Raw genomic sequence first — 20,394 nt, 5'->3', positions numbered from 1 at the left:
GGGGGAGCGCGAGGGCCGCGGGGACGGGCGGGGCCGGCGGGACCGGGACGGAGCCGTGCTGCTCGTCGGAGCCGGGGCCGGGACGGGTGCTGTCGTCGCTCATAGCGCGAGTCTAGCCAGCACCCGGGCGGCGGCGGAGGGGTTCCGTCCGCTCACGCGGGCAGGTAGCCGCCGTCGCGCAGGTCGCCGACGAAGGCCGTCCAGGCGAGGTAGGCGATCACCGCGAGGACGATCGCGAGGTAGCCCAGCACGAAGCCGGCGACCGCGAGACCGCGGCCGCGCTGTCCGGAGCGTTGGGCCTGGGCGAAGCCGATGTGGCCGAGGACGATGGCGGCGGGCGCCAGCCCCAGCAGTCCGCACACCAGAGCCGCGACCGCGAGCGGATTCATCGGCGGGCGGCGGGGCGGGAGACCGGGGTAGGGATCGGCGGCGGCCGTCGGCGGCGGGTAGGCCGCCGACGGCTCGCCGAGCGGAGGGGCGAACGGCGCGGGCGCCGGTCCGGTCTGCGGTCCGGGCGCGGTGTCGTCGGTCACGGTGTCCTCCTGGTGGTGCGGGCGCCCCCGAGCCTCGGAGGCGTGTCGATCAGTACCCGGTCGAGGGCATGGTCGCCGCGATCGAGAAGAGCGCGACGAACGAGATGATGGTGATGATGATCGCGACGAAGCCGATGATGACGGCGGCGAGGGCGAGGCCGCGGCCCTTCTCCCCCGTGCGCTTGATCTGCGACAGGGCGATGAAGCCCAGCACGATGCCCACGATGGAGACGAAGAACGAGGCGATGAAGCCGATGATCGCCAGGATGTTGTAGCGGTCGGACGCGGGCGTGTACGGAGTGGTCATGGAATCCCCCAGGGTCAGGAACGAGCGGATGCGGCCAAGAGTGGCAGTGGCACGATCCGCCTGTCAAAAAGCTGGACGGCGCTTGCGCGGCCCGGCCGCCGCCCGGTAAAGGCCTCAGCGGACCTGGATCTCGGTGACCGGGAGGGTCGAGTCGGCCCCGAAGCCGAGCCCCGACGGCGGATGCCCCGCCTCGATCAGCTGCGCCGCCAGTGCGGCGATCATCGCGCCGTTGTCGGTGCAGAGCGAGAGCGCCGGGATCCGGAGGGTCACTCCCGCGGCCGCGCACCGCTCCTCCGCCAGCGCGCGCACCCGAGCGTTGGCGACCACGCCGCCGCCGAGCAGGAGGCGCGGCACGCCCCGGTCGCGGCAGGCGGCGAGCGCCTTCGTGAGCAGGACGTCGGCGACCGCCTCGCGGAAGCTCGCCGCGACGTCGGACACGGGCACCTCCTCCCCCGCGTCCTGGCGCTTCTCGACCCAGCGGGCGACCGCGGTCTTCAGCCCTGAGAACGAGAAGTCGTAGCGGTGGCGCTCGAGGTCCTTCGGCAGGCTGAGCCCGCGGGGGAAGCGGATCGCCTTCGGGTCCCCGTCCGCCGCCACCCGGTCGATCTGCGGTCCGCCGGGATAGGGCAGGCCCAGGACGCGCGCCACCTTGTCGAAGGCCTCGCCGGCGGCGTCGTCGATGGTCTCGCCGAGCAGCTCGACATCCGACACCAGATCGCGCACGTGCAGGAGCGAGGTGTGCCCGCCCGAGACCAGCAGCGCGATCGTCGGCAGCTCGACGGGGCTGCCCTCGCTGCCGTCGGCCCGGAGGACGTCGGCTCCCACGTGGCCGACGAGGTGGTTCACGGCGTAGAGCGGCAGGCCGAGCGAGACGGCGAGCGCCTTCGCCGCTCCGACGCCGACCATGAGGGCGCCCGAGAGCCCCGGTCCGCTGGTGACCGCGATCGCGTCCAGGTCGCCGAGCGCGACACCGGCCTCGGAGAGCGCCGCGTGCAGGGCGGGCTCGAGCGCCTCCAGGTGCGCCCGGGCGGCCACCTCGGGCACGACGCCGCCGTAGCGGGCGTGCTCCTCCATCGAGGAGGCGATGGTGTTCGAGAGCAGCGTCGTGCCGCGGACGATGCCGATCCCCGTCTCGTCGCAGCTGGTCTCGATGCCGAGGACGAGGGGTCCGGTGCTCACGGGGTCTCCTGGGTCGGGGTCGGCGGCAGGCGCATCACGATCGCGTCCACTCCGTCGGGCTGGTAGTAGGCGGGGCGGACGCCGATCTCCTCGAAGCCCTCCGAGCGGTAGAGGGTCTGCGCGGCGGGGTTGTCGGCGCGGACCTCGAGGAAGACCTCGCGGGCGCCGCGTTCGCCGGCCGCCTCGAGGAGCGCGCGCAGCAGTCGGCGGCCGAGGCCGGTGCGGCGGACCCGGGCGACGACCGCTATCGTCTGCACGTCGCCCTCGTGGGCGCCGACGGGGCAGAGGAGCCCGGCGTAGCCGACCACCTCGCCGTCCTGCTCGGCGATCAGGTACCGGGTGTGACGGCTCCGGATCTCCTCCGCCATCATCCCGCGCGACCAGGCGTCGCCGGCGAACTCGGACTGCTCGATCGCCATGACGGCGTCGAGGTCGTCCGGCTGCGCGTCGCGGAGCACGGCCTCGCTCATGCGGTCACCCGCTTGGGACCGGCCGACAGCGTGACGTCGGGCGAGCGGAGGTAGAGGGGCTCGTCCTCGGCGCCGGGCCGGCCGGCAGCGCGCAGGCGGGCGGCCACGACTCCGAGCTCGCCGGCGGAGACCGACTCGGCCTCCAGGCGCGGGAGCTCCGGATGCGGGAGGGCAGGCGGCTTGTCCAGGCCCGGGCCGGCGAGGCGGACGGGGAGCCCCTGATCGTCGAGCCCGTCGTAGGCGCTCCAGTACAGCTCTCGGCGGCGGGCGTCGGTGACGACGAGGAAGCCCGCGGCGCGCCCGTGCCGCAGCGCGGCGAGAGCGATCGCGTCGTGCGAGACCACGGGGAGGGTGGGGACGCCGCGGCCGAGCGCGAAAGCCCGGGCGGCGGCGATCCCGACCCGGAGGCCGGTGAAGGGGCCGGGGCCCATGCCCACGGCGACCGCCTCGATGCCCCCGGGAGCCACGTCCGCCGCCTCGAGCGCCTCCTGGATCAGCCGGCCGACCACCTCCGCGTGGCGCATGGTGTCGGTCTCGGTGCGCTCCGAGCGCACGGCGCCCGCGGAGTCGACGACGGCGACGGAGGTTCCGGAGGAGGTGTCGATCGCGAGGAGCACGCGTCCAGGGTACCCGCGGGCTCAGCTCCAGCCGGTGCCGCGGAAGCGGACGGTCCGCGGCTCGATCGGCTCCTCGCCCTCCTCGGCGTCGGAGCCGGCGGTCGGCCGCTCGATGACCACGTCGAGCCAGGACTCCGCGACGCCGTCCAGCATCCCGGCCCCCCACTCCACGACGATCACCGAGCGCGCCGGATCGAGGTCGAGGTCGTCGAGCTCGACCGGCGAGCCCACGCGGTAGGCGTCGACGTGCACGAGCGGCGGCCCGTCGTGCAGCGGCGGATGCGTCCGCGCGATCACGAAGGTGGGGCTCGTCACGGGACCCCGCACGTCGAGGCCCTCGCCGAGCCCGCGCGTGAAGGTCGTCTTGCCCGCGCCGAGCGGCCCGGTCAGCACCAGCAGGTCGCCGGCGCGCAGCACTCGGCCGAGCTCGCGGCCGAGCTCCGCCATGGCCTCCGGATCGGCGACCTCGACGACGCGGTCCGCGAACCAGGAGCGCTCAGGCACGGCCGTCCGCCGCGCTCAGCAGCCGCCGCTGGACCCGCGGCCCGAGCCGGGTGACCAGCTCGTAGTTGATGGTGGCGCACCACCGCGCCCACTCGTCTACCGAGGGGACGCCGGTCGTCGGGTCGCCCCAGAGCGTCACCGGGTCGCCCGTCGCGACGCTCGCATCCCCCACGTCGACGACGAACTGGTCCATCGCGACCCGCCCGGCGATCCGGTGGCGGCGGCCGCCGATCGAGACCTCCGCGACGCCGGAGGCGCTCCGCGGGATGCCGTCCGCGTAGCCGAACGGCACGAGCGCGAGGGTCGTCCCGCCCTCGGCCCGCCAGGTGTAGTCGTAGCTCACGCCGGTCCCGTGGGGCACCCGGCGGACGCCGGCGACGCGGCCCTGCAGCGTCATCGCCGGGACGAGCCCGAGCTGGAGCGAGGTCTCGTCCTCGAACGGCGAGAGTCCGTAGAGGGCGATGCCGCTGCGCACCATGTCGAGGCGGGCCTCCGGGAGGCGCAGCGCCGCCGCCGTCGCCGCGAGGTGCAGGACCGGCGCCTGCACCCCGTGCGCCGCCAGCACGGCCTCGGCGCGGCGGAGGAGCGCGAGCTGGGCGAGGTCGTCCTCGCGCGAGGTGTTGGACAGGTGCGAGAACAGCCCGGTGAGGTGGACGGTGCCGCGAGCGCTGTGACGGGCGAGCGCCTCCGCCAGGTGCGGCCACTCCTCCTCCGCGGCGCCGTTGCGACTGAGGCCCGTGTCGACCTTGAGCTGCACGGCCGCGCGCACGCCGCGGTCCTCCGCCGACTGCGCGAGCGTGTCGAGCTGGTCGACCGAGGAGACGGCGACGTCGATCGAGTGCTCGAGCGCCGCGTCGAAGTCCTCGCCGGGGTCGTGCAGCCAGCAGAGGATCGGAGCGACGACGCCTGCCTCGCGCAGGGCCACGGCCTCCCGCAGCTCCGCGGTGCCGAGGGCGTCCGCGCCGCCGTCGAGCGCCGCCTGCGCCGCGGCCAGGGCGCCGTGCCCGTAGCCGTTGGCCTTGACGACGGCCATCAGCCGGCGGGCGCCGGTGAGCTCGCGCAGACGCGCGGCGTTCGCCGCCATCGCGTCGACGTCGATCACCGCCTCTCGGTACGACGCGGGGACGCTCACGACTCTGCCACCACGAACGCGCAGGCCACGCCCGCGTCGTGCGTCATCGAGAGGTGCACGCGCGTGATCCCGCGCGCCTCCGCGGCCGCCCGGGCCGGGCCGTGCAGCGCGAAGGACGGATTCCCGTGCTCGTCCCGCTCGACGACCATGTCGTGCCAGCGGGCGCCCACGGAGTCGCCGAGCGCCTTGATCAGCGCCTCCTTGGCGGCGAAGCGGCCCGCCAGCGAGGCGACGGGGAGCGAGCGTTCGCTCTCGGCGAACAGCCGGTCGCGGAGCCGGGGCGTGCGCGTCAGCGAGCGCTCGAAGCGCGCGAGGTCCACGACGTCCACCCCGATCCCCACGATCACGGCTCGATCACTCGACCGTGACCGACTTGGCGAGATTGCGCGGCTGGTCGACGTCGAGGCCCTTGGCGGCGGCGAGCTCCATCGCGAACATCTGCAGCGGGGTGACGGCGAGCAGCGGCTCGAACAGCGGGTCGGCGAGCGGGATCGGCACGACCTCGTCGGCGATCTGGATCGCGGCCGTATCGCCCTGCTCCGCGATCGCGATGACGCGGGCGCCGCGGGCCTTGATCTCCTGGATGTTCGAGATCACCTTGCGCTGCAGCTCGTACGACTCGCTCGGGCTCGGCACGATCACGAAGACGACCTGGCCCGGCTCGATCAGTGCGATCGGGCCGTGCTTGAGCTCGCCCGCCGCGAAGCCCTCGGCGTGGATGTAGGCGAGCTCCTTGAGCTTCAGCGCACCCTCGAGCGCCACCGGGTAGCCGACGTGGCGGCCGAGGAACAGCACCGCCCGGGTGTCGGCCATCCAGCCGGCCAGCTGGGCGATGTCGTCGGAGGCGTCGAGCACGCGGGAGAGCTTCTCCGGGATCGCGGCGAGCTGGGCCGCCTGCGAGGCGACGAGCTCGGTGGAGGCGGCACCGCGCACCGCGGCCAGGTGCAGCCCGAAGAGGTAGAGCGCCGCGATCTGGGCGACGAAGGCCTTGGTCGAGGCGACCGCCACCTCCGGTCCCGCGTGCGTGTAGAGCACGGCGTCCGACTCGCGCGGGATCGTCGCGCCCTGGGTGTTGCAGACCGAGAGCGTCTTGGCGCCGTGCTCGCGGGCGTACTTGACCGCCATCAGCGTGTCCATCGTCTCGCCGGACTGGCTGATCGAGACGACGAGGGTGCGCGGGGTGAGCACCGGGTCGCGGTAGCGGAACTCGTGGCTGAGCTCGACCTCGACGGGGACGCGCGCCCACTTCTCGATCGCGTACTTGGCGACCATGCCCGAGTAGGCGGCCGTGCCGCAGGCGATGATCGTGATGCGGTCGATCTCCGTCAGCACCGGACCGAGCGCGTCGAGCTCGGGCAGCGTGATCGCGCCCTCGTGGATGCGGCCGCGGAGCGTGTTGGCGACGGCCTCGGGGCCCTCGGTGATCTCCTTGGCCATGAAGCTCGACCAGCCGCCCTTCTCGGACGCCGACGCGTCCCAGGCGATCTCGAACGGCTCGGTCTCGACGGGGTTGCCGAAGAAGTCGGTCACCGTGACGAGCTCCGGGGTGATCGTGACGATCTGGTCCTGGCCGATGGCGACCGCGCGGCGGGTGAACTCGACGAACGCCGCGACGTCGGAGCCGAGGAAGTTCTCCCCGTCGCCCAGGCCGATCACGAGCGGCGAGTTGCGGCGCGCGCCGACGACCACGCCGGGCTGGTCCTGGTGCAGGGCGAGCAGGGTGAACGCGCCCTCGAGGTGCGCGACGACGGCCTGGAAGGCGAGCACGAGGTCGCCGGTGCGGCGGTACTCGCGGGCGATCAGGTGCGCGGCGACCTCGGTGTCGGTCTCGCTCTCGAAGACGGCGCCCTCGGCGAGCAGCTGCTCCTTGAGCGGCTGGAAGTTCTCGATGATGCCGTTGTGGATGACGGCGAGCCTGCCCTCGTCCGCGAGGTGGGGGTGGGCGTTGCGGTCGGTCGGGCCGCCGTGCGTCGCCCAGCGGGTGTGGCCGATGCCCGTGGTGCCCTCGGCCAGCGGGTGCGCTTCGAGGTCGTCGACGAGGACGCTGAGCTTGCCCGAGCGCTTGCGGCTGTCGAGCTGCCCGTCGGCGTCGATCACGGCCACGCCGGCCGAGTCGTAGCCGCGGTACTCCAGACGCTTCAGGCCCCCGAGCAGCACGGCCAGGCTGTCGCGCTCACCGACGTATCCAACGATTCCACACATGCGCTCGATTCTAAGCGGCGCGGAGGCGCCTCCCGCGGCGTCGGGCACCCGGCGGGGCGGACGCTAGGATCGGTCCCCATGCCGTCGTCTCCTCGCGATCCCGCTCGCGACGCGCACCCCTCCCCCTTCGTCGAGATCGTCCGCTCCGACTGGGCCGAGCTCGCCCGCACCACGGAGCTGCCGCTGTCGGAGACCGAGGTCGTGCAGCTGCGGGGGCTGGGCGACCGGCTGAGCCTGACCGAGGTCGCGGAGGTCTACCTGCCGCTCTCGCGCCTGCTGAGCCTGTACGCCGGTGGCGCGCGGCACCTGCACCGCGCGACGAGCACGTTCCTCGGGGAGCGCGCGCAGCCGACTCCGTTCGTGATCGGCGTCGCGGGGTCGGTCGCGGTGGGCAAGTCGACGATCGCGCGCCTGCTGCGGGAGCTGCTCGCCCGCTGGGAGGACACGCCCCGCGTCGAGCTGGTGACCACCGACGGCTTCCTGCTGCCCAACCGCGAGCTGGAGCGCCGCGGTCTGATGAGCCGCAAGGGCTTCCCCGAGTCGTACGACCGGCGGGCGCTGCTGCGCTTCGTCTCGGAGGTGAAGGGCGGGGCCGCGGAGGTGCGCGCGCCGTTCTACTCGCACCTCTCCTACGACATCGTCCCCGACGCCGAGATCGTCGTGCGGCGGCCGGACGTGCTGATCGTCGAGGGCCTGAACGTGCTGCAGCCGCCGGTGCCCGGTCACGGCCTGGCGGTCAGCGACCTGTTCGACTTCACCGTCTACGTCGACGCCCGGACCAGCGACATCGCGCGCTGGTACGAGGAGCGCTTCCTCACCCTGCAGCAGGGCGCGTTCGCGAATCCGAACTCCTACTTCCACCGCTACGCGGCGCTCAGTCCGGACGAGGCCCGTGAGCGCGCGCGGAGCATCTGGGCCGCGATCAACGAGCCGAACCTGCTGCAGAACGTGCGCCCCACCCGCTCCCGCGCGAGCCTGGTCCTCCGCAAGCAGGCCGATCACACGGTCTCCTCGGTCCTCCTCCGCAAGATCTGACCGCGCCCCCGGTCGCTGTTCGCCGCCGCGCGCACCGCGCAGCCACCGACCTCGAACCCCTTCACCGCACGATCGGCGCAGGCTCGCCGCCACCCACGAGCCGTCAGCGTGAATCGCGTGCCAAGCGATTCACGCGCGGCGAACGCGACCCGCTCCACCCGTGCAACCACCTCGCGAAGCCGACCGCGAGGTGCCGCGCAAGGAGCGGCCCCTCAACGAACACAGCCGTCGTGGGAATCGCGTGCCAAGCGATTCCCGCGCGGCGACCGCGACACGCTCCGCCCGCGCAACCCCCTCGCGAAGCCGACCGCGAGGGGCCGCGCAAGTAGCAGCCCACCAACGAACACAGCCGTCAGCGAGAATCGCGTGCCAAGCGATTCACGCGCGGCGACCGCGACCCGCTCAACCCAGCGCGACCACCTCCACAAGCCGACCGCGAATGGCCGCGCAGGGAGCGGCCCCGCAACGAACACCGCCGTCGTGGGAATCGCGTGCCAAGCGATTCACCCGCGGCGAACGCGCCCCGCTCCACCCATCGCAACCACCTCGCCAAGCCGACCGCGAGGGGCCGCGCAGGGAGCGGCTCCTTAAGAGCGCAGCCGCTCGAGCACGACCGCGGCGAGCGATTCGGCGAGGCGGTCGGCCGTCTCCTGCGTCTTCGCCTCGACCATGACGCGCACCATCGGCTCCGTGCCGGAGGGGCGCAGGAGCACACGGCCGTCGCTGCCGAGCTCGGCGGTGGCGTCGGCGACGGCGGAGGCGATGACCTCGTCGTCGCGGACGCCCTCGCGGTCGACGCCGCGCACGTTGAGGAGGGTCTGCGGGAAGACGGACATGACGGCGGCCAGGTCGGCGATCGTGCGTCCGGTCCGGGCCATCTCGGCCGCGAGCTGGAGGCCGGTGAGCACGCCGTCGCCGGTGGTGGCGTAGCGGCTCATGATGACGTGGCCGGACTGCTCCCCGCCGAGCGAGTAGCCGCCGTCGTTCATCGCCTCGAGGACGTAGCGGTCGCCGACCGCGGTCTCGATGACGCGGATGCCGGCGGCGCGCATGGCGAGCTTGAGGCCGAGGTTGCTCATGACGGTGGCCACGAGGACGTCGTCGCGGAGGGCGCCGCGGCGGGCCATGGCTGTCGCGAGGATCGCCATGATCTGGTCGCCGTCGACGATGCGGCCCTCGGCGTCCACTGCGAGGCAGCGGTCGGCGTCGCCGTCGTGGGCGATGCCGATGTCGGCGCCGGCCGCGCGGACGGCGTCGGCGACGTTGTCGAGGTGGGTGGAGCCCACTCCGTCGTTGATGTTGAGGCCGTCGGGGTCGTTGCCGATGACGGTGACGGTCGCTCCGGCGTCGGTGAACACCTGGGGCGAGATACCGGCGGCGGCGCCGTGCGCGCAGTCGATGACCACGTGCAGGCCGTCGAGACGGGTGCCCTCGAGGGATCCGAGCAGGTGGAGGACGTAGCGGTCCTCCGCGTCGGAGAAGCGGGTGATGCGGCCGACGTCGGCTCCGGTCGGCGTGAGCGGGGGGACTCCGAGGGCCGCTTCGATGCGGTTCTCGAGCTCGTCCGGGAGCTTGCGTCCGCCGGCGGCGAAGAACTTGATGCCGTTGTCGGCGGCGGGGTTGTGCGAGGCCGAGATCATCACGCCGAAGTCGGCGTTCTCGTCGGCGATGAGGTAGGCGGTGGCGGGCGTCGGGATGACGCCGGCGTCGAGCACGTCGACTCCCGCGCTCGCGAGACCCGCCGCGACCGCGGCTCCGATGAACTGACCGGAGATGCGGGGGTCGCGGGCGAGCACGGCGACGGGCCGACGGCCCTCGGCCCGGGCGGCCGCTCCGAGTACACGGGCGGCCGCCTGGGCGAGGCCGAGAGCCAGGTCGGCCGTGACCTCGCGATTCGCGAGGCCACGGACGCCGTCTGTTCCGAACAGGCGCGGCATGGTGCGCAGTCCCTTCTCGAGCTGCTGGTCGTGCGGCCGTCAGGCCGCGTCGACTAGCGCTTCGAGAACTGGGACGCCTTGCGGGCCTTCTTGAGACCGGCCTTCTTGCGCTCGATGACGCGGGCGTCGCGGGTCAGGAAGCCCGCCTTCTTCAGGATCGCGCGGTTGTTCTCGCGGTCGATCTCGTTGAGTGCACGGGCGATGGCGAGGCGCAGCGCGCCGGCCTGACCGGAGGGGCCGCCGCCGGTGATCTTGGCGACCACGTCGTAGGAGCCGATCAGGTCGAGCACCTTGAAGGGGTCGGTGATCAGCTGCTGGTGCAGCTTGTTGGGGAAGTACTCCGCGAACTCGCGGGCGTTGACGGTCATGCCGCCGTTGCCGGGGACGAGGCGCACGCGGGCGATGGCCTGCTTGCGTCGGCCCACGGCTGCGCCGGAGACGTTGAGGACGGCGCGGGGCGTCGTGGACGCCTCGGTGGCCGGGCTTTCGGTGGAGTAGCTCTCGGGAGCCACGTCGATCTGGTCTGCGATCTTCGCCACGGTGTAGGTGATCCTTTGTCTTCGAAGTCTGGGGTGTCGGGGAGGGCCGGAGCCTACTGGGCGACCTGGGTGAAGGCGTACGCCTGCGGCTGCTGGGCCGCGTGGGGGTGCTCGGATCCCGTGTAGACCTTCAGCTTGCGCAGCTGGGCGCGGCCGAGGGAGTTCTTGGGCAGCATGCCGCGGATGGCCTTCTCGACGGCGCGGACCGGGTTCTTCTCGAGGAGCTCGGCGTACGTGGTGGCCGAGAGGCCGCCCGGGTAGCCGGAGTGGCGGTAGGCCTTCTTCTGGAGGAGCTTCTGGCCGGTGAGGGCGACCTTCTCCGCGTTGACGATGATGACGAAGTCGCCCATGTCCATGTGCGGCGCGAAGGTGGCCTTGTGCTTGCCGCGCAGGAGCGCCGCGGCGTGGGTGGCGAGACGGCCGAGCACGACGTCGGACGCGTCGATGACGATCCAGTCGTGCTGGACGTCAGCCGGCTTCGGAGAAAAAGTGCGAGTCACGTGAGTGCTGCTTTCTGGTCGGAGTGAGGTGTTCGTGGATCCCGCTCCGTGGCCGTTCGACCCTCGAGGGGGACGAACCGATCCGGTGGAGGGCTCAACTTCGGGCGCTCGGCACACGGCCGAAAACACCAAGGGTCGACATTACAGCAAAGCCCTCGTGCGGCCAAGCACGGATCGTGGCGGCAGGGGCTCCGGCAGCGGGAGGTGCGACCCGAGCCGCCACGGGTCGCGGGGCGCGGGCGCGCGCCCTCGCCTCACTCCGAGTCCTCCGGGTCCGGCCCCTCGGTCCGCACGGTGCGCTTCGCGCGGGTGAGCAGGGCCCGCTCGGCGAGCGCGTCGTCCTCGGGGTAGTCGACCTCGCGGAGGATGAGGCCGCGGGCCGGCATCACCGCGAACGCGTTGGTCCGTCTGGCGGCGTCGCGGAGCAGCGGGACCGCCCCCGCCTCGAGCTTCCCGGCGCCGACCGCGACGCACGCCCCCACGAGGGCCCGCACCATGCTGTGGCAGAAGGCGTCCGCGCGCAGGTGGGCGTGCAGGACTCCGTCGGCGTCTCGCTCCCAGGTGAAGTCGAGCAGGCTCCGGATGGTGGTGGCCCCTGCGCGGGCACGGCAGAACGACGCGTAGTCGTGCAGGCCCAGGAGCGAGCGGGCCGCGGCCGACATCGCGTCGAGGTCGAGGGAGTCGGTGATCCAGGTGGTGTACGTGCGGTCGAGCGGGTGGCGCATCGAGGAGGCGTCGGCCAGCCGGTACTCGTACCGCCGCCAGCGCGCCGAGAACCGCGCGTCGAACCCCTCCGGCGCCTCCGTCACCCGGTGCACCGAGACGTCGGTGTACTGCCCGAGGATCCCGCGGAGCCGCCGCTCCAGGATCGACGCGGGCGGGAACGGCTCCTCCCCCGGTCGGCGCCGGCCGGTGCTGATGCGGCCCCACTGCTCGGAGGTGAGGTCGACGTGGGCGACCTGGGCGCTGGCGTGCACGCCGACGTCGGTGCGCCCGGCGACCGTCACGGTCGGGTGCTGCTCGGAGCGCAGCACCAGGGCGAGCGACTCCTCGAGCACCCCCTGCACGGTGCGGAGGCCGGGCTGTTTGGCCCACCCGGAGAAGTGCGAGCCGTCGTAGGCCAGGTCGAGGCGGACGCGGTGGAGCATCAGACGAGTGTAGAGCGCGCCGTGGTCGCGGCTCAGGCGACCGCGAGCGGGACGTCGACGGTCGCCAGGGCCGAGACCGCCCAGCCGACCAGCGTCGACTGCTCGCCGACCGAGGAGACGATCCGCGCCTCCCCGCCGCCTGCGAGCACGGCCAGCTCGGAGGGAGCGGAGGCGATGCCCTGCACCCCGTAGGCGGCCGTGCCCAGCGAGACCGGCACGGCGCCGAGCGCCTCGCCCGCACCGGTGAAGGTCTCGACGAGGGGCCCGCGGTGCAGCGTCAGCACGACGACCGGATCGCCGCCGTCGACGGCGGAGGAGCACGTGTCTCCCGCGGCGGTGATCGACACGGTGCCCGCCGTCGAGCCGGCCTCCTGCTCGACGAGGGAGGCGGGGAGAGCGGTCGCGCAGTCCACGCCCTCGCTCGACGGCACGGAGGGCACGGAGGGCACGGTCGGTGCGGCCGACGGTACCGGAGGCGTGCTCGCGAGGCCCGCCGACTCCGGCACGTCGATCACCTCGCCGGAGGCGCAGCCGCTCACTCCGCCCGCGAGTGCCAGGGCGAGGAGCGCCGCAGCAGCCGAGGAGGGCAGTCGCACAGGAGTCCTCCGAGGATCGTCGGGGCGGACCCCGGGAGCGCCGGTCGTGACGCGGCCGCACCCGACGAGCGCAGCCGTGCCATCGTAAGCGACGATTCGCGCCACTCGGCCCCGTGGAACGACGAGAGCCCCCCGCCCCGGAGGGGACGGAGGGCTCTCGGCAGAGGGGGCGTGACTACTTGGTCGCGCCGGTCTCCTCGACAGGAGCGTCCTGCGCGGCGTCCTCGACGGGAGCGTCCTGCACGGGCGCCTCCTCGACGGGGGTCTCCTCGGCAGTGGTCTCCTCGGCGGGGGCCTCGTCCACCGGAGCGGACACGGGCGCCGTGGCGGTGCGCGACTTCTTCGCCTTGGGCGTGACGGGCTCGAGGACGAGCTCGATCACGGCCATGGGCGCGTTGTCTCCCTTGCGGGGGCCGATCTTGGTGATGCGCGTGTAGCCGCCCTCGCGCTCGGCGACGAGCGGAGCGATCTCGGTGAAGAGCTCGTGGACGACCGACTTGTCGCCGATCGTCGCGAGGACGCGACGGCGGGCGTGCAGGTCGCCGCGCTTGGCGAAGGTCACCAGGCGCTCGGCGAGCGGACGAAGGCGCTTGGCCTTGGTCTCGGTCGTCTTGATGCTCTTGTGCGTGAACAGGGCCGCGGCCAGGTTCGCCAGCAGCAGGCGCTCGTGTGCGGGTCCGCCTCCGAGGCGGGGGCCCTTGGTGGGCTTGGGCATGGGTTTACTCCAGTACTAAAGGGGTGTCAGCAGGTCGGACGCGAGGAGCCGGGGCTCCGGAGCGGAGGACCTAGATGCTCTCGTCGTCGTAGCTGTAGAAGTGGGCGCCGTCGAACCCGGGGACCGAGTCCTTGAGCGACAGGCCGAGCTCCGTCAGCTTCTCCTTGACCTCATCCACCGACTTCTGACCGAAGTTGCGGATGTTCATGAGCTGCGTCTCCGAGAGGGCGACGAGCTCATTGACGTTGTTGATGCCCTCGCGCTTGAGGCAGTTGTAGCTGCGCACCGAGAGGTCGAGGTCCTCGATGGGCATGGACAGCTCGGTCGAGAGGACCGCGTCGACCGGCGCGGGGCCGATCTCGATGCCCTCGGCCGCGTTGTTCAGCTCGCGGGCGAGACCGAACAGCTCGGTCAGCGTGCGTCCGGCGGAGGCGATGGCGTCGCGCGGCGAGATCGCGGCCTTCGTCTCCACGTCCACGACCAGGCGGTCGAAGTCGGTGCGCTCGCCGGCACGGGTGGCCTCGACGCGGTAGGTGACCTTCAGCACGGGCGAGTAGATCGAGTCGACCGGGATCTGGCCGGCCTCGGAGAACTCGCTGCGGTTCTGGGTCGCCGAGACGTAGCCGCGGCCGCGCTCGATCGTGAGCTCGAGCTCGAACTTCGCCTTGTCGTTCAGCGTGGCGATGACGAGCTCAGGGTTGTGGATCTCGACACCGGCCGGCGCCGAGATGTCCGCGGCGGTGACCTGGCCGGCGCCCTGCTTGCGCAGGTAGGCGGTGATCGGCTCGTCGTGCTCGGAGGAGACGACGAGTCCCTTGATGTTCAGGATGATCTCGGTGACGTCCTCGCGGACGCCCGGGACGGTCGTGAACTCGTGCAGGACTCCGTCGATCCGGATGCTGGTGACAGCGGCGCCGGGGATGGAGGACAGCAGGGTGCGACGCAGCGAGTTGCCGAGCGTGTAGCCGAAGCCGGGCTCGAGGGGCTCGATGACGAAGCGGGAACGGAACTCCGAGATGTTCTCCTCGGTGAGCGTCGGACGCTGTGCGATAAGCACTGATGATTCCTTTCGATCACGTGTCCGCTATATGACACGTGCGTTTGCGAGGTGTGGAGTTGTGAAAGAAATGCGCGATCCGCCGGCCGGCCGCACTCCCCGCCCGGAGGCGGTTCGTGCGGCCGGCCGACGGCTGCGAGTGCTGCTTAGACGCGACGACGCTTGGGCGGGCGGCAGCCGTTGTGCGCCTGCGGGGTGACGTCGTTGATCGAGCCGACCTCGAGGCCTGCGGCCTGGAGCGAGCGGATCGCGGTCTCACGACCCGAGCCGGGGCCCTTCACGAAGACGTCCACCTTCTTCATGCCGTGCTCCTGAGCCTGGCGCGCGGCCGACTCGGCGGCGAGCTGGGCGGCGAACGGCGTCGACTTGCGCGAGCCCTTGAAGCCGACTCCGCCGGACGAGGCCCAGCTGATGACGGCCCCGGAGGGGTCGGTGATCGAGACGATGGTGTTGTTGAACGTCGACTTGATGTGGGCCTGGCCCACAGCGATGTTCTTCTTCTCCTTGCGGCGCGGCTTGCGCGCGGCCGACTTGGGGGTAGCCAATTCTGTATCTCCTCTAGGTCCGTGTCGCCCGCGTTACTTGCGGCCGGCCTTCTTCTTGCCGGCGACGGTGCGCTTGGGTCCCTTGCGGGTGCGCGCGTTCGTCTTGGTGCGCTGTCCACGGACCGGGAGGCCGCGACGGTGGCGGAGGCCCTCGTACGAGCCGATCTCGACCTTGCGGCGGATGTCGGCGGCGACCTCGCGGCGGAGGTCGCCCTCCACCTTGTAGTTGCCCTCGATGTAGTCGCGGAGCGAGACGAGCTGGTCGTCGCTGAGGTCCTTGACGCGGATGTTGCCGTCGATCCCGGTGTCGCTCAGGGTCTTGAGCGCGCGAGTGCGGCCGACACCGTAGATGTAGGTCAGTGCGACCTCCACGCGCTTCTCGCGCGGGATGTCTACTCCTGCCAGACGTGCCATTGTGGCTTCTCCTGTGAGTGAGTGGAGGTGTGAAGCAGCACCGGTGCCTCGGCCTCCGACCGAAGGTGTCCTCGCCGTCCACCCCGGGGTCGCCGGGGTGCTGCGCGATTTCTGGTGCTGCGGGTGTGTTCAGTTGTGCAATGGGGCGGCACGCCGCCCCTGCGCTCCCTCGCGGAAGCAGCGGGACTAGCCCTGGCGCTGCTTGTGGCGGGGGTTGCTGCTGCAGATGACCATCACGTTGCCGTGGCGGCGGATGATCTTGCAGTGGTCGCAGATGCGCTTGACGCTGGGGTTGACCTTCATTGTTCTTGTCCTTGTTTTCGCTGGCGTCGTGCTCCCGGCGGATGCCGGGGCCGTTCCTTACAGGACACGCACGTCGCGAACGTCAGCGGAGCGAACGTCTACTTGTAGCGGTAGACGATCCGGCCGCGGGTCAGGTCGTAGGGGCTCAGCTCCACGATCACCCGGTCCTCGGGGAGGATCCGGATGTAGTGCTGACGCATCTTGCCCGAGATATGGGCGAGAACTTTGTGTCCGTTGGTCAGCTCCACGCGGAACATCGCGTTGGGGAGCGCCTCGACAACCGCACCTTCGATTTCGATGACACCGTCTTTTTTGGCCATAGCCTCACTGTCGTTCGGAAGTAGTGTGTGTACTGGTCGTGCGAATGTTTCCGCGACGAGCCACCACCGGGCGAGAGCCCGGATCGGGGTTCGCGGGCATGCCGGAGCACGCGCAAAACACCAAGGGTCGATGCTACGCGAATCGCGGCCGCTCCGCCACCTCGGGCGTGTCGCCCCCTCCTCCGCCTCCGCGCCCGACGCGCGCCCCCTGCCCGGCCCTGCGTCCGCCGCCGCCTAGGCTGGCTCCGTCGAGCCGGAGGGAGAGCACATGGCGCGCACGACGAGGTCCGCGACCGCGAGGCGGAGCTGGTACTCGCACCCGGTGGTGACGATCCTGGCGGCGATCGCGGTCATCGCCCTGGTGCAGACCTTCTTCGTGAAGGTGTACACGGTGCCGACCGGCTCGATGGAGAACACCCTCCAGGGCGGCGGATTCTTCGGCGACCGCATCCTGGTCGACCGCACCCTCGCCCTCCAGGGCGGGCCGGAGGAGGGGCAGATCGTCGTCTTCTCGCGCGACGCCGACTGGGGCGCGAGCGACGAGGCCGGCAGCCCCCTCTCCGAGATCGTGAAGACCTTCGGCGACGTCACCAGCATCGGCCCCTCCCACGAGGAGTTCCTCGTCAAGAGGCTGATCGCCGAGGGGGGCCACACCGTCTCCTGCTGCGACGCCGAGGGGCACGTGCTGGTCGACGGGAAGCCGCTGGACGAGTCCTACGTGTTCGAGGACTTCCCCTTCACCCCCGGGACCCTCGACTGCACGACGAGCCCCGCGTCCCTCCGATGCTTCGACGAGTACACCGTCCCCGAGGGCTCCCTCTTCGTCCTGGGCGACCACCGGTCGAACTCCAACGACTCGCTCGGCGAGTGCCGCGGCGTCGGCGGGCCGATCGACACGTGCGTGAAGACCGTGCCGATCGACAGGGTCACCGGACGCGTCTTCGCCGTGGCCTGGCCGCTCACCCGCTGGCGGCTGTTCTAGCGCTCCGCCCGAGCCGCCGCAGACGACGACGAGGTCCCCCGCGGGAAGCAGAGGACCTCGTCGTCGTTCACCGCCGTGCGGCCACGGGACTAGCCGCGGACGACCGCCACGACCCGGTCGAAGAGCGGATGCTCGGCCGTGAGGCCGGTGACCTCCGCCACGAACTCCTCCGGGGTGAGCGCGGCCAGCTTCTCGTGGAGCTCCACGCTCTGGGGGTCCTCGGGCACGTCGAAGCGCAGCGCGGCGCCGATCGCGGTGAGAAGGCCCTCCGGCGTGCGCCCGCGCTCGGCGAGCTCGGCCGCCGGTCCGATGAAGCGCTCGTGCCGCGACAGCTTCCGCAGCGGCTGGCGTCCCACCCGGTCGACCGTGTCGGTCAGGTACGGGTTGGCGAAGCGCTTCAGCGTCTTCTCGAGGTAGGCCTGCTGCTCCCCGTCGCTGAAGCCGTGCTTGGCCACGATGAGCGCCTTGGTGTCCTCGAGCGCGGCCTTGACCGCGTCGTGCACCTCGGGCATCGCCAGCGCGTCGGAGAGCTTGTGCGCTCCGGCCGCGAAGCCGGTGTAGGCGGCCGTCGCGTGGCCGGTGTTCACCGTGAAGAGCTTCCGCTCGATGAAGGGCTCGAGGTCGTCGACCCAGGTCGCGCCCGGGATCTCCGGCTCGGTGCCCTCGAACGGAGTGCGGTCGACGACCCACTCGAAGAAGCTCTCCACCGTCACGTCCAGGCCCTGGCCCGGGTCCTGGTTCGGGACGATGCGGTCCACCGCGGTGTCGGCGAAGACGGCGCGGGTGCGCAGGCGCTCCCACTCGTCCGCGCCGAGGTTCGCGGCGACCTCGGTCTGCAGGAGGCGCGTGGCGTTGATCGCGTTCTCGCAGGCCATGACCGCCAGCCGCGGCGCCGACTCGTCGCGGGCCGCGAGGCCCTTCGCGATCACGGGGGCGACGAAGCGCAGGATGTTCGGGCCGACGGCCGTGGTGACGATGTCGGCGGCGGCGATCTCGCGGACGAGCGCCTCCTCGTCGGCGGCCGAGTCGATCGCGCGGAAGCGGTCGACGACGTGCGTGGCCGCCTCCTCCCCCACCTCGCGCACCTCGTAGCTGTCGGCAGCGCCGAGGCGGCCGATCAGCTCGGAGTTGACGTCGGCGAAGACGAGCTCGTAGCCGGCGCCGTGCAGGATCAGGCCGACGAAGCCGCGGCCGATGTTGCCGGCGCCGAAGTGGACGGCGGTGGGCATCAGGAGTTGACCTCGCCCAGCAGGCTGTAGAGCGACTGCGCGTCCGGGGCGTCGAGGAGCTTCTGCACCTCGTCCTCCTCCGAGAAGATGATCGCGATCTTGGAGAGGATCTCGAGGTGCTCGTTGTCGACGCCGGCGATGCCGACGACGAAGCGCACCTCGTTGCCGTCCCAGTCGATCGGCTGCGCATAGCGCACGAACGAGAGGGCGGAGGAGCGGATCTCGTCCTTCGCGTCGTTGGTGCCGTGCGGGATGGCGAGCAGGTTGCCCATGTAGGTCGAGACGGTCGCCTCGCGGGCGAGCATGGCCTCGTAGTAGGCGGGGGTGACCGCGCCGACGCCGACCAGCATGTCGGCGGCCTCCTTGATGGCGGCCTCCTTCGTGGTGGCGGTGCCGGAGGCGTCGATCTGTCCGATGGTGAGCACGTCGCTCATGGGGTGCGTCCTTCCGTGGAGGTGCTGACAGCGAGGGAACCCGCAGGGGCGAGCGGAGCGTGTCCGCCCTGTCGCACCCTACGGGTTCCCTCCGAATGGTTGGCGTACTACTTGCCGTGCTGCTCCGCGACCAGCGAGACGACCTCGTCGTACTTCGGGCTGTTCATGAAGTTGTCCACGGAGACGTGGATCGCGCCCGGGGTGCGCTGGCGGGCGCGCTCCGTGAGCTCGGCCTGGGTGATGACCAGGTCCACGTCGTCCTCGAGAGCGGCGATCGCCTTGTTGGTGACCGTGACGTCCTCGAAGCCCGCCTTCTTCATCTTGTTCCGCAGCACCGAGGCGCCCATCGCGGACGAGCCCATGCCGGCGTCGCAGGCGAAGACGATGTTCCGGACCTGGGTCGCGGTGGCCGTGGCCCCCGCGGTCGAGGCGCCGGCCGAGTCCTGCGGAGCGTTGGCGCCGCGGGCGTTGATGAGCGAGCCGACGGCGCTCTCCTTGCCCTTGTTCGCCTCGTTGGCGGCGACGGCGGCGGCGAGCTTGTCGTCGCCCTCCTGCTCCGCGGCCAGGTCGCGCTTGCGGCCGGACCGGATGATGACCGAGGCCACCAGGAACGACACGGCGGTCGCGAGGATCACCGAGAGGATGACGCCGAGGAAGCTGTCGTTCGCGGTCTGCAGGAGCACCGCGATGATCGAGCCGGGCGAGGCGGGGGCGCGGAGGCCGGAGTTGAACGCGACGTTCGTCGCGACACCGGTCGCACCGCCGAGGATGACGGCCGCGAGCAGCGCCGGCTTCATCAGCACGTACGGGAAGTAGATCTCGTGGATGCCGCCGATGAAGTGGATGATCGCCGCACCGGGAGCGGAGGCGCGGGCCGCGCCGACGCCGAAGAACGCGAAGGCCAGGAGCACGCCCATGCCGGGGCCGGGGTTGGCCTCGAGGAGGAAGAGGTAGGACTTGCCCGCCTCCTCCGCCTGCTGGACGCCCAGCGGCGTGAGGATGCCGTGGTTGATGGCGTTGTTCAGGAAGAGGATCTTCGCCGGCTCGATGAAGAGCGAGGTCAGCGGGAGCAGGCCCGCGTTGACCAGGAACTCCACGCCCGCACCGAGGGCGGTCGAGAGGCCGACCACGAGCGGCGCGACGCCCGCGAAGGCGAGGAGCGCGAGGAGGAGGCCGAGGATTCCGGCGGAGAAGTTGTTGACCAGCATCTCGAAGCCGGGCTTGATCTTGCCGTCCCAGATCGAGTCGACCTTCTTCATGAGCCACGCCGACAGCGGGCCCATGATCATGGCGCCGATGAACATCGGGATGCCGGCGCCGACGATGACGCCCATGGTCGCGATGGTGCCGACCACGCCTCCGCGGGCGCCGTAGACCATGCGGCCGCCGGTGTTCGCGATGAGGAGCGGGAGGAGGTAGGTGATCATCGGGGCGACGAGGCCGGTGTTGACCACGTCGGGATCCGTGCTCCAGCCGCCGAACTGCTGGACCCAGGTGGCGTCGATGCCGAGGAGCGGGAGCCATCCGGTCTGGATGAAGAGGGCCGTGATGAAGCCCCAGGCGATGAAGGCCGCGATGTTCGGCATGACCATTCCCGAGAGGAAGGTGCCGAAGCGCTGGACGTGGACGCGCGCTCCACCGCGCGTCGACGTCGCTGACGTCGTTGTCATGTGGTGTGTTCTCCGATTTCTAGGGG

25 protein-coding genes are annotated in these 20,394 nt (G+C 71.6%); 2 read left to right on the top strand and 23 right to left on the bottom strand.

From position 1 onward, the window contains the following. Positions 1–152 precede the first annotated feature (152 nt). The 9 genes from C5C35_RS16325 to glmS form a co-directional block, all read right to left on the bottom strand. Positions 153–533 (bottom strand): DUF4190 domain-containing protein, encoded by a 381-nt coding sequence (locus C5C35_RS16325; RefSeq protein ID WP_104263587.1) that lies wholly within the window; start codon positions 531–533, stop codon positions 153–155. Between the two features lie 49 nt (positions 534–582). Next, positions 583–840, bottom strand: coding sequence for a DUF4190 domain-containing protein (locus C5C35_RS16320; protein WP_104225014.1), 258 nt, complete (start codon positions 838–840; stop codon positions 583–585). Positions 841–954: 114 nt separating this feature from the next. Further along, positions 955–2,019 carry a tRNA (adenosine(37)-N6)-threonylcarbamoyltransferase complex transferase subunit TsaD gene (gene tsaD, locus C5C35_RS16315; protein WP_104263586.1) on the bottom strand — a complete coding sequence of 355 codons (1,065 nt, stop codon included), beginning with the start codon at positions 2,017–2,019 and terminating at the stop codon, positions 955–957. After that, positions 2,016–2,489, bottom strand: coding sequence for a ribosomal protein S18-alanine N-acetyltransferase (gene rimI, locus C5C35_RS16310; protein ID WP_104263585.1), 474 nt, complete (start codon positions 2,487–2,489; stop codon positions 2,016–2,018). The genes tsaD and rimI overlap by 4 nt, the downstream gene beginning before the upstream one ends. Next, entirely contained in the window at positions 2,486–3,106 is a 621-nt protein-coding gene (tsaB, locus tag C5C35_RS16305) for a tRNA (adenosine(37)-N6)-threonylcarbamoyltransferase complex dimerization subunit type 1 TsaB (protein WP_104263584.1), read from the bottom strand. The genes rimI and tsaB overlap by 4 nt, the downstream gene beginning before the upstream one ends. Positions 3,107–3,127: 21 nt before the next feature. Beyond that, positions 3,128–3,553 carry a tRNA (adenosine(37)-N6)-threonylcarbamoyltransferase complex ATPase subunit type 1 TsaE gene (gene tsaE / locus C5C35_RS16300; RefSeq protein ID WP_104227417.1) on the bottom strand — a complete coding sequence of 142 codons (426 nt, stop codon included), beginning with the start codon at positions 3,551–3,553 and terminating at the stop codon, positions 3,128–3,130. 49 nt (positions 3,554–3,602) lie between these two features. Next, positions 3,603–4,712: an alanine racemase gene (gene alr, locus C5C35_RS16295; protein ID WP_258066440.1), complete on the bottom strand. Its 1,110-nt coding sequence runs from the start codon at positions 4,710–4,712 to the stop codon at positions 3,603–3,605. A 26-nt stretch (positions 4,713–4,738) separates the two neighbouring features. Beyond that, positions 4,739–5,089: a holo-ACP synthase gene (locus C5C35_RS16290; protein ID WP_104225009.1), complete on the bottom strand. Its 351-nt coding sequence runs from the start codon at positions 5,087–5,089 to the stop codon at positions 4,739–4,741. Between the two features lie 7 nt (positions 5,090–5,096). Next, positions 5,097–6,944, bottom strand: coding sequence for a glutamine--fructose-6-phosphate transaminase (isomerizing) (gene glmS, locus C5C35_RS16285; RefSeq protein WP_104227413.1), 1,848 nt, complete (start codon positions 6,942–6,944; stop codon positions 5,097–5,099). Between the two features lie 78 nt (positions 6,945–7,022). On the opposite strand from glmS, the gene coaA reads away from it, so the two are divergent. Next, positions 7,023–7,979: a type I pantothenate kinase gene (gene coaA / locus C5C35_RS16280; RefSeq protein WP_104234153.1), complete on the top strand. Its 957-nt coding sequence runs from the start codon at positions 7,023–7,025 to the stop codon at positions 7,977–7,979. Between the two features lie 587 nt (positions 7,980–8,566). Here coaA and glmM read toward each other — a convergent pair. From glmM to infA, 11 genes are all read right to left on the bottom strand, one after another. After that, positions 8,567–9,916 (bottom strand): phosphoglucosamine mutase, encoded by a 1,350-nt coding sequence (glmM, locus tag C5C35_RS16275; RefSeq protein ID WP_104248196.1) that lies wholly within the window; start codon positions 9,914–9,916, stop codon positions 8,567–8,569. Positions 9,917–9,969: 53 nt separating this feature from the next. Continuing rightward, the gene (gene rpsI / locus C5C35_RS16270; protein WP_104225004.1) at positions 9,970–10,455 is read right to left on the bottom strand and encodes a 30S ribosomal protein S9; all 486 of its coding nucleotides are present in this window, start codon (positions 10,453–10,455) and stop codon (positions 9,970–9,972) included. Between the two features lie 53 nt (positions 10,456–10,508). After that, on the bottom strand, positions 10,509–10,955 hold the full coding sequence (gene rplM, locus C5C35_RS16265; protein ID WP_104225003.1) for a 50S ribosomal protein L13: 447 nt from the start codon (positions 10,953–10,955) through the stop codon (positions 10,509–10,511). 254 nt (positions 10,956–11,209) lie between these two features. Then, positions 11,210–12,103 carry a tRNA pseudouridine(38-40) synthase TruA gene (locus tag C5C35_RS16260; protein WP_104263582.1) on the bottom strand — a complete coding sequence of 298 codons (894 nt, stop codon included), beginning with the start codon at positions 12,101–12,103 and terminating at the stop codon, positions 11,210–11,212. A gap of 32 nt (positions 12,104–12,135) precedes the next feature. Then, positions 12,136–12,699 carry a hypothetical protein gene (locus tag C5C35_RS16255; RefSeq protein ID WP_104263581.1) on the bottom strand — a complete coding sequence of 188 codons (564 nt, stop codon included), beginning with the start codon at positions 12,697–12,699 and terminating at the stop codon, positions 12,136–12,138. 175 nt (positions 12,700–12,874) lie between these two features. After that, positions 12,875–13,414, bottom strand: a complete 540-nt coding sequence (rplQ, locus tag C5C35_RS16250) for a 50S ribosomal protein L17 (protein ID WP_104225000.1) — start codon at positions 13,412–13,414, stop codon at positions 12,875–12,877. 70 nt (positions 13,415–13,484) lie between these two features. Further along, on the bottom strand, positions 13,485–14,471 hold the full coding sequence (locus C5C35_RS16245; RefSeq protein WP_104224999.1) for a DNA-directed RNA polymerase subunit alpha: 987 nt from the start codon (positions 14,469–14,471) through the stop codon (positions 13,485–13,487). A 146-nt stretch (positions 14,472–14,617) separates the two neighbouring features. After that, on the bottom strand, positions 14,618–15,016 hold the full coding sequence (gene rpsK, locus C5C35_RS16240) for a 30S ribosomal protein S11 (RefSeq protein ID WP_055787170.1): 399 nt from the start codon (positions 15,014–15,016) through the stop codon (positions 14,618–14,620). 33 nt (positions 15,017–15,049) lie between these two features. After that, positions 15,050–15,430, bottom strand: a complete 381-nt coding sequence (gene rpsM, locus C5C35_RS16235) for a 30S ribosomal protein S13 (RefSeq protein WP_068251511.1) — start codon at positions 15,428–15,430, stop codon at positions 15,050–15,052. A gap of 186 nt (positions 15,431–15,616) precedes the next feature. After that, a complete protein-coding gene (gene rpmJ / locus C5C35_RS16230) occupies positions 15,617–15,733 on the bottom strand; it encodes a 50S ribosomal protein L36 (protein ID WP_055787164.1) in 117 nt (38 codons plus the stop codon). A gap of 98 nt (positions 15,734–15,831) precedes the next feature. Then, positions 15,832–16,053: a translation initiation factor IF-1 gene (gene infA / locus C5C35_RS16225; RefSeq protein WP_022883252.1), complete on the bottom strand. Its 222-nt coding sequence runs from the start codon at positions 16,051–16,053 to the stop codon at positions 15,832–15,834. 268 nt (positions 16,054–16,321) lie between these two features. Here infA and lepB point away from each other — a divergent pair, with 268 nt between their 5' ends. Then, entirely contained in the window at positions 16,322–17,035 is a 714-nt protein-coding gene (lepB, locus tag C5C35_RS16220) for a signal peptidase I (protein WP_104263580.1), read from the top strand. An 89-nt stretch (positions 17,036–17,124) separates the two neighbouring features. On the opposite strand, the gene C5C35_RS16215 is transcribed toward lepB, so the two are convergent. From C5C35_RS16215 to C5C35_RS16205, 3 genes are all read right to left on the bottom strand, one after another. Continuing rightward, a complete protein-coding gene (locus C5C35_RS16215; RefSeq protein ID WP_104263579.1) occupies positions 17,125–18,264 on the bottom strand; it encodes a mannitol-1-phosphate 5-dehydrogenase in 1,140 nt (379 codons plus the stop codon). Continuing rightward, complete coding sequence (locus tag C5C35_RS16210; protein WP_104224996.1) at positions 18,264–18,698, bottom strand: PTS sugar transporter subunit IIA; 435 nt, start codon at positions 18,696–18,698, stop codon at positions 18,264–18,266. Before C5C35_RS16210 ends, C5C35_RS16215 begins: the two co-directional genes overlap by 1 nt. 107 nt (positions 18,699–18,805) lie before the next feature. Beyond that, the gene (locus C5C35_RS16205; protein ID WP_104224995.1) at positions 18,806–20,368 is read right to left on the bottom strand and encodes a PTS mannitol transporter subunit IICB; all 1,563 of its coding nucleotides are present in this window, start codon (positions 20,366–20,368) and stop codon (positions 18,806–18,808) included. Positions 20,369–20,394 lie beyond the last annotated feature (26 nt).

Origin of the sequence: Rathayibacter sp. AY1F8 (assembly GCF_002932165.1) — a bacterium.
Taxonomy (GTDB): Bacteria; Actinomycetota; Actinomycetes; order Actinomycetales; family Microbacteriaceae; genus Rathayibacter.
The sequence above is the reverse complement of the archived record's forward strand: the minus strand, read 5'-3'. Positions and strand labels throughout refer to the sequence as shown.

Excerpts from the sequence above, each read along its gene's own strand:
- coaA (WP_104234153.1), top strand. The coding sequence starts at position 7,023 with ATGCCGTCGTCTCCTCGCGATCCCGCTCGCGACGCGCACCCCTCCCCC.
- glmM (WP_104248196.1), bottom strand. The coding sequence starts at position 9,916 with ATGCCGCGCCTGTTCGGAACAGACGGCGTCCGTGGCCTCGCGAATCGC.
- C5C35_RS16215 (WP_104263579.1), bottom strand. The coding sequence starts at position 18,264 with ATGCCCACCGCCGTCCACTTCGGCGCCGGCAACATCGGCCGCGGCTTC.
- C5C35_RS16260 (WP_104263582.1), bottom strand. The coding sequence starts at position 12,103 with ATGCTCCACCGCGTCCGCCTCGACCTGGCCTACGACGGCTCGCACTTC.
- C5C35_RS16320 (WP_104225014.1), bottom strand. The coding sequence starts at position 840 with ATGACCACTCCGTACACGCCCGCGTCCGACCGCTACAACATCCTGGCG.
- C5C35_RS16205 (WP_104224995.1), bottom strand. The coding sequence starts at position 20,368 with ATGACAACGACGTCAGCGACGTCGACGCGCGGTGGAGCGCGCGTCCAC.
- rimI (WP_104263585.1), bottom strand. The coding sequence starts at position 2,489 with ATGAGCGAGGCCGTGCTCCGCGACGCGCAGCCGGACGACCTCGACGCC.
- lepB (WP_104263580.1), top strand. The coding sequence starts at position 16,322 with ATGGCGCGCACGACGAGGTCCGCGACCGCGAGGCGGAGCTGGTACTCG.
- rpsM (WP_068251511.1), bottom strand. The coding sequence starts at position 15,430 with ATGGCACGTCTGGCAGGAGTAGACATCCCGCGCGAGAAGCGCGTGGAG.
- infA (WP_022883252.1), bottom strand. The coding sequence starts at position 16,053 with ATGGCCAAAAAAGACGGTGTCATCGAAATCGAAGGTGCGGTTGTCGAG.
- rplQ (WP_104225000.1), bottom strand. The coding sequence starts at position 13,414 with ATGCCCAAGCCCACCAAGGGCCCCCGCCTCGGAGGCGGACCCGCACAC.
- rpmJ (WP_055787164.1), bottom strand. The coding sequence starts at position 15,733 with ATGAAGGTCAACCCCAGCGTCAAGCGCATCTGCGACCACTGCAAGATC.
- glmS (WP_104227413.1), bottom strand. The coding sequence starts at position 6,944 with ATGTGTGGAATCGTTGGATACGTCGGTGAGCGCGACAGCCTGGCCGTG.
- tsaE (WP_104227417.1), bottom strand. The coding sequence starts at position 3,553 with ATGGCGGAGCTCGGCCGCGAGCTCGGCCGAGTGCTGCGCGCCGGCGAC.
- C5C35_RS16210 (WP_104224996.1), bottom strand. The coding sequence starts at position 18,698 with ATGAGCGACGTGCTCACCATCGGACAGATCGACGCCTCCGGCACCGCC.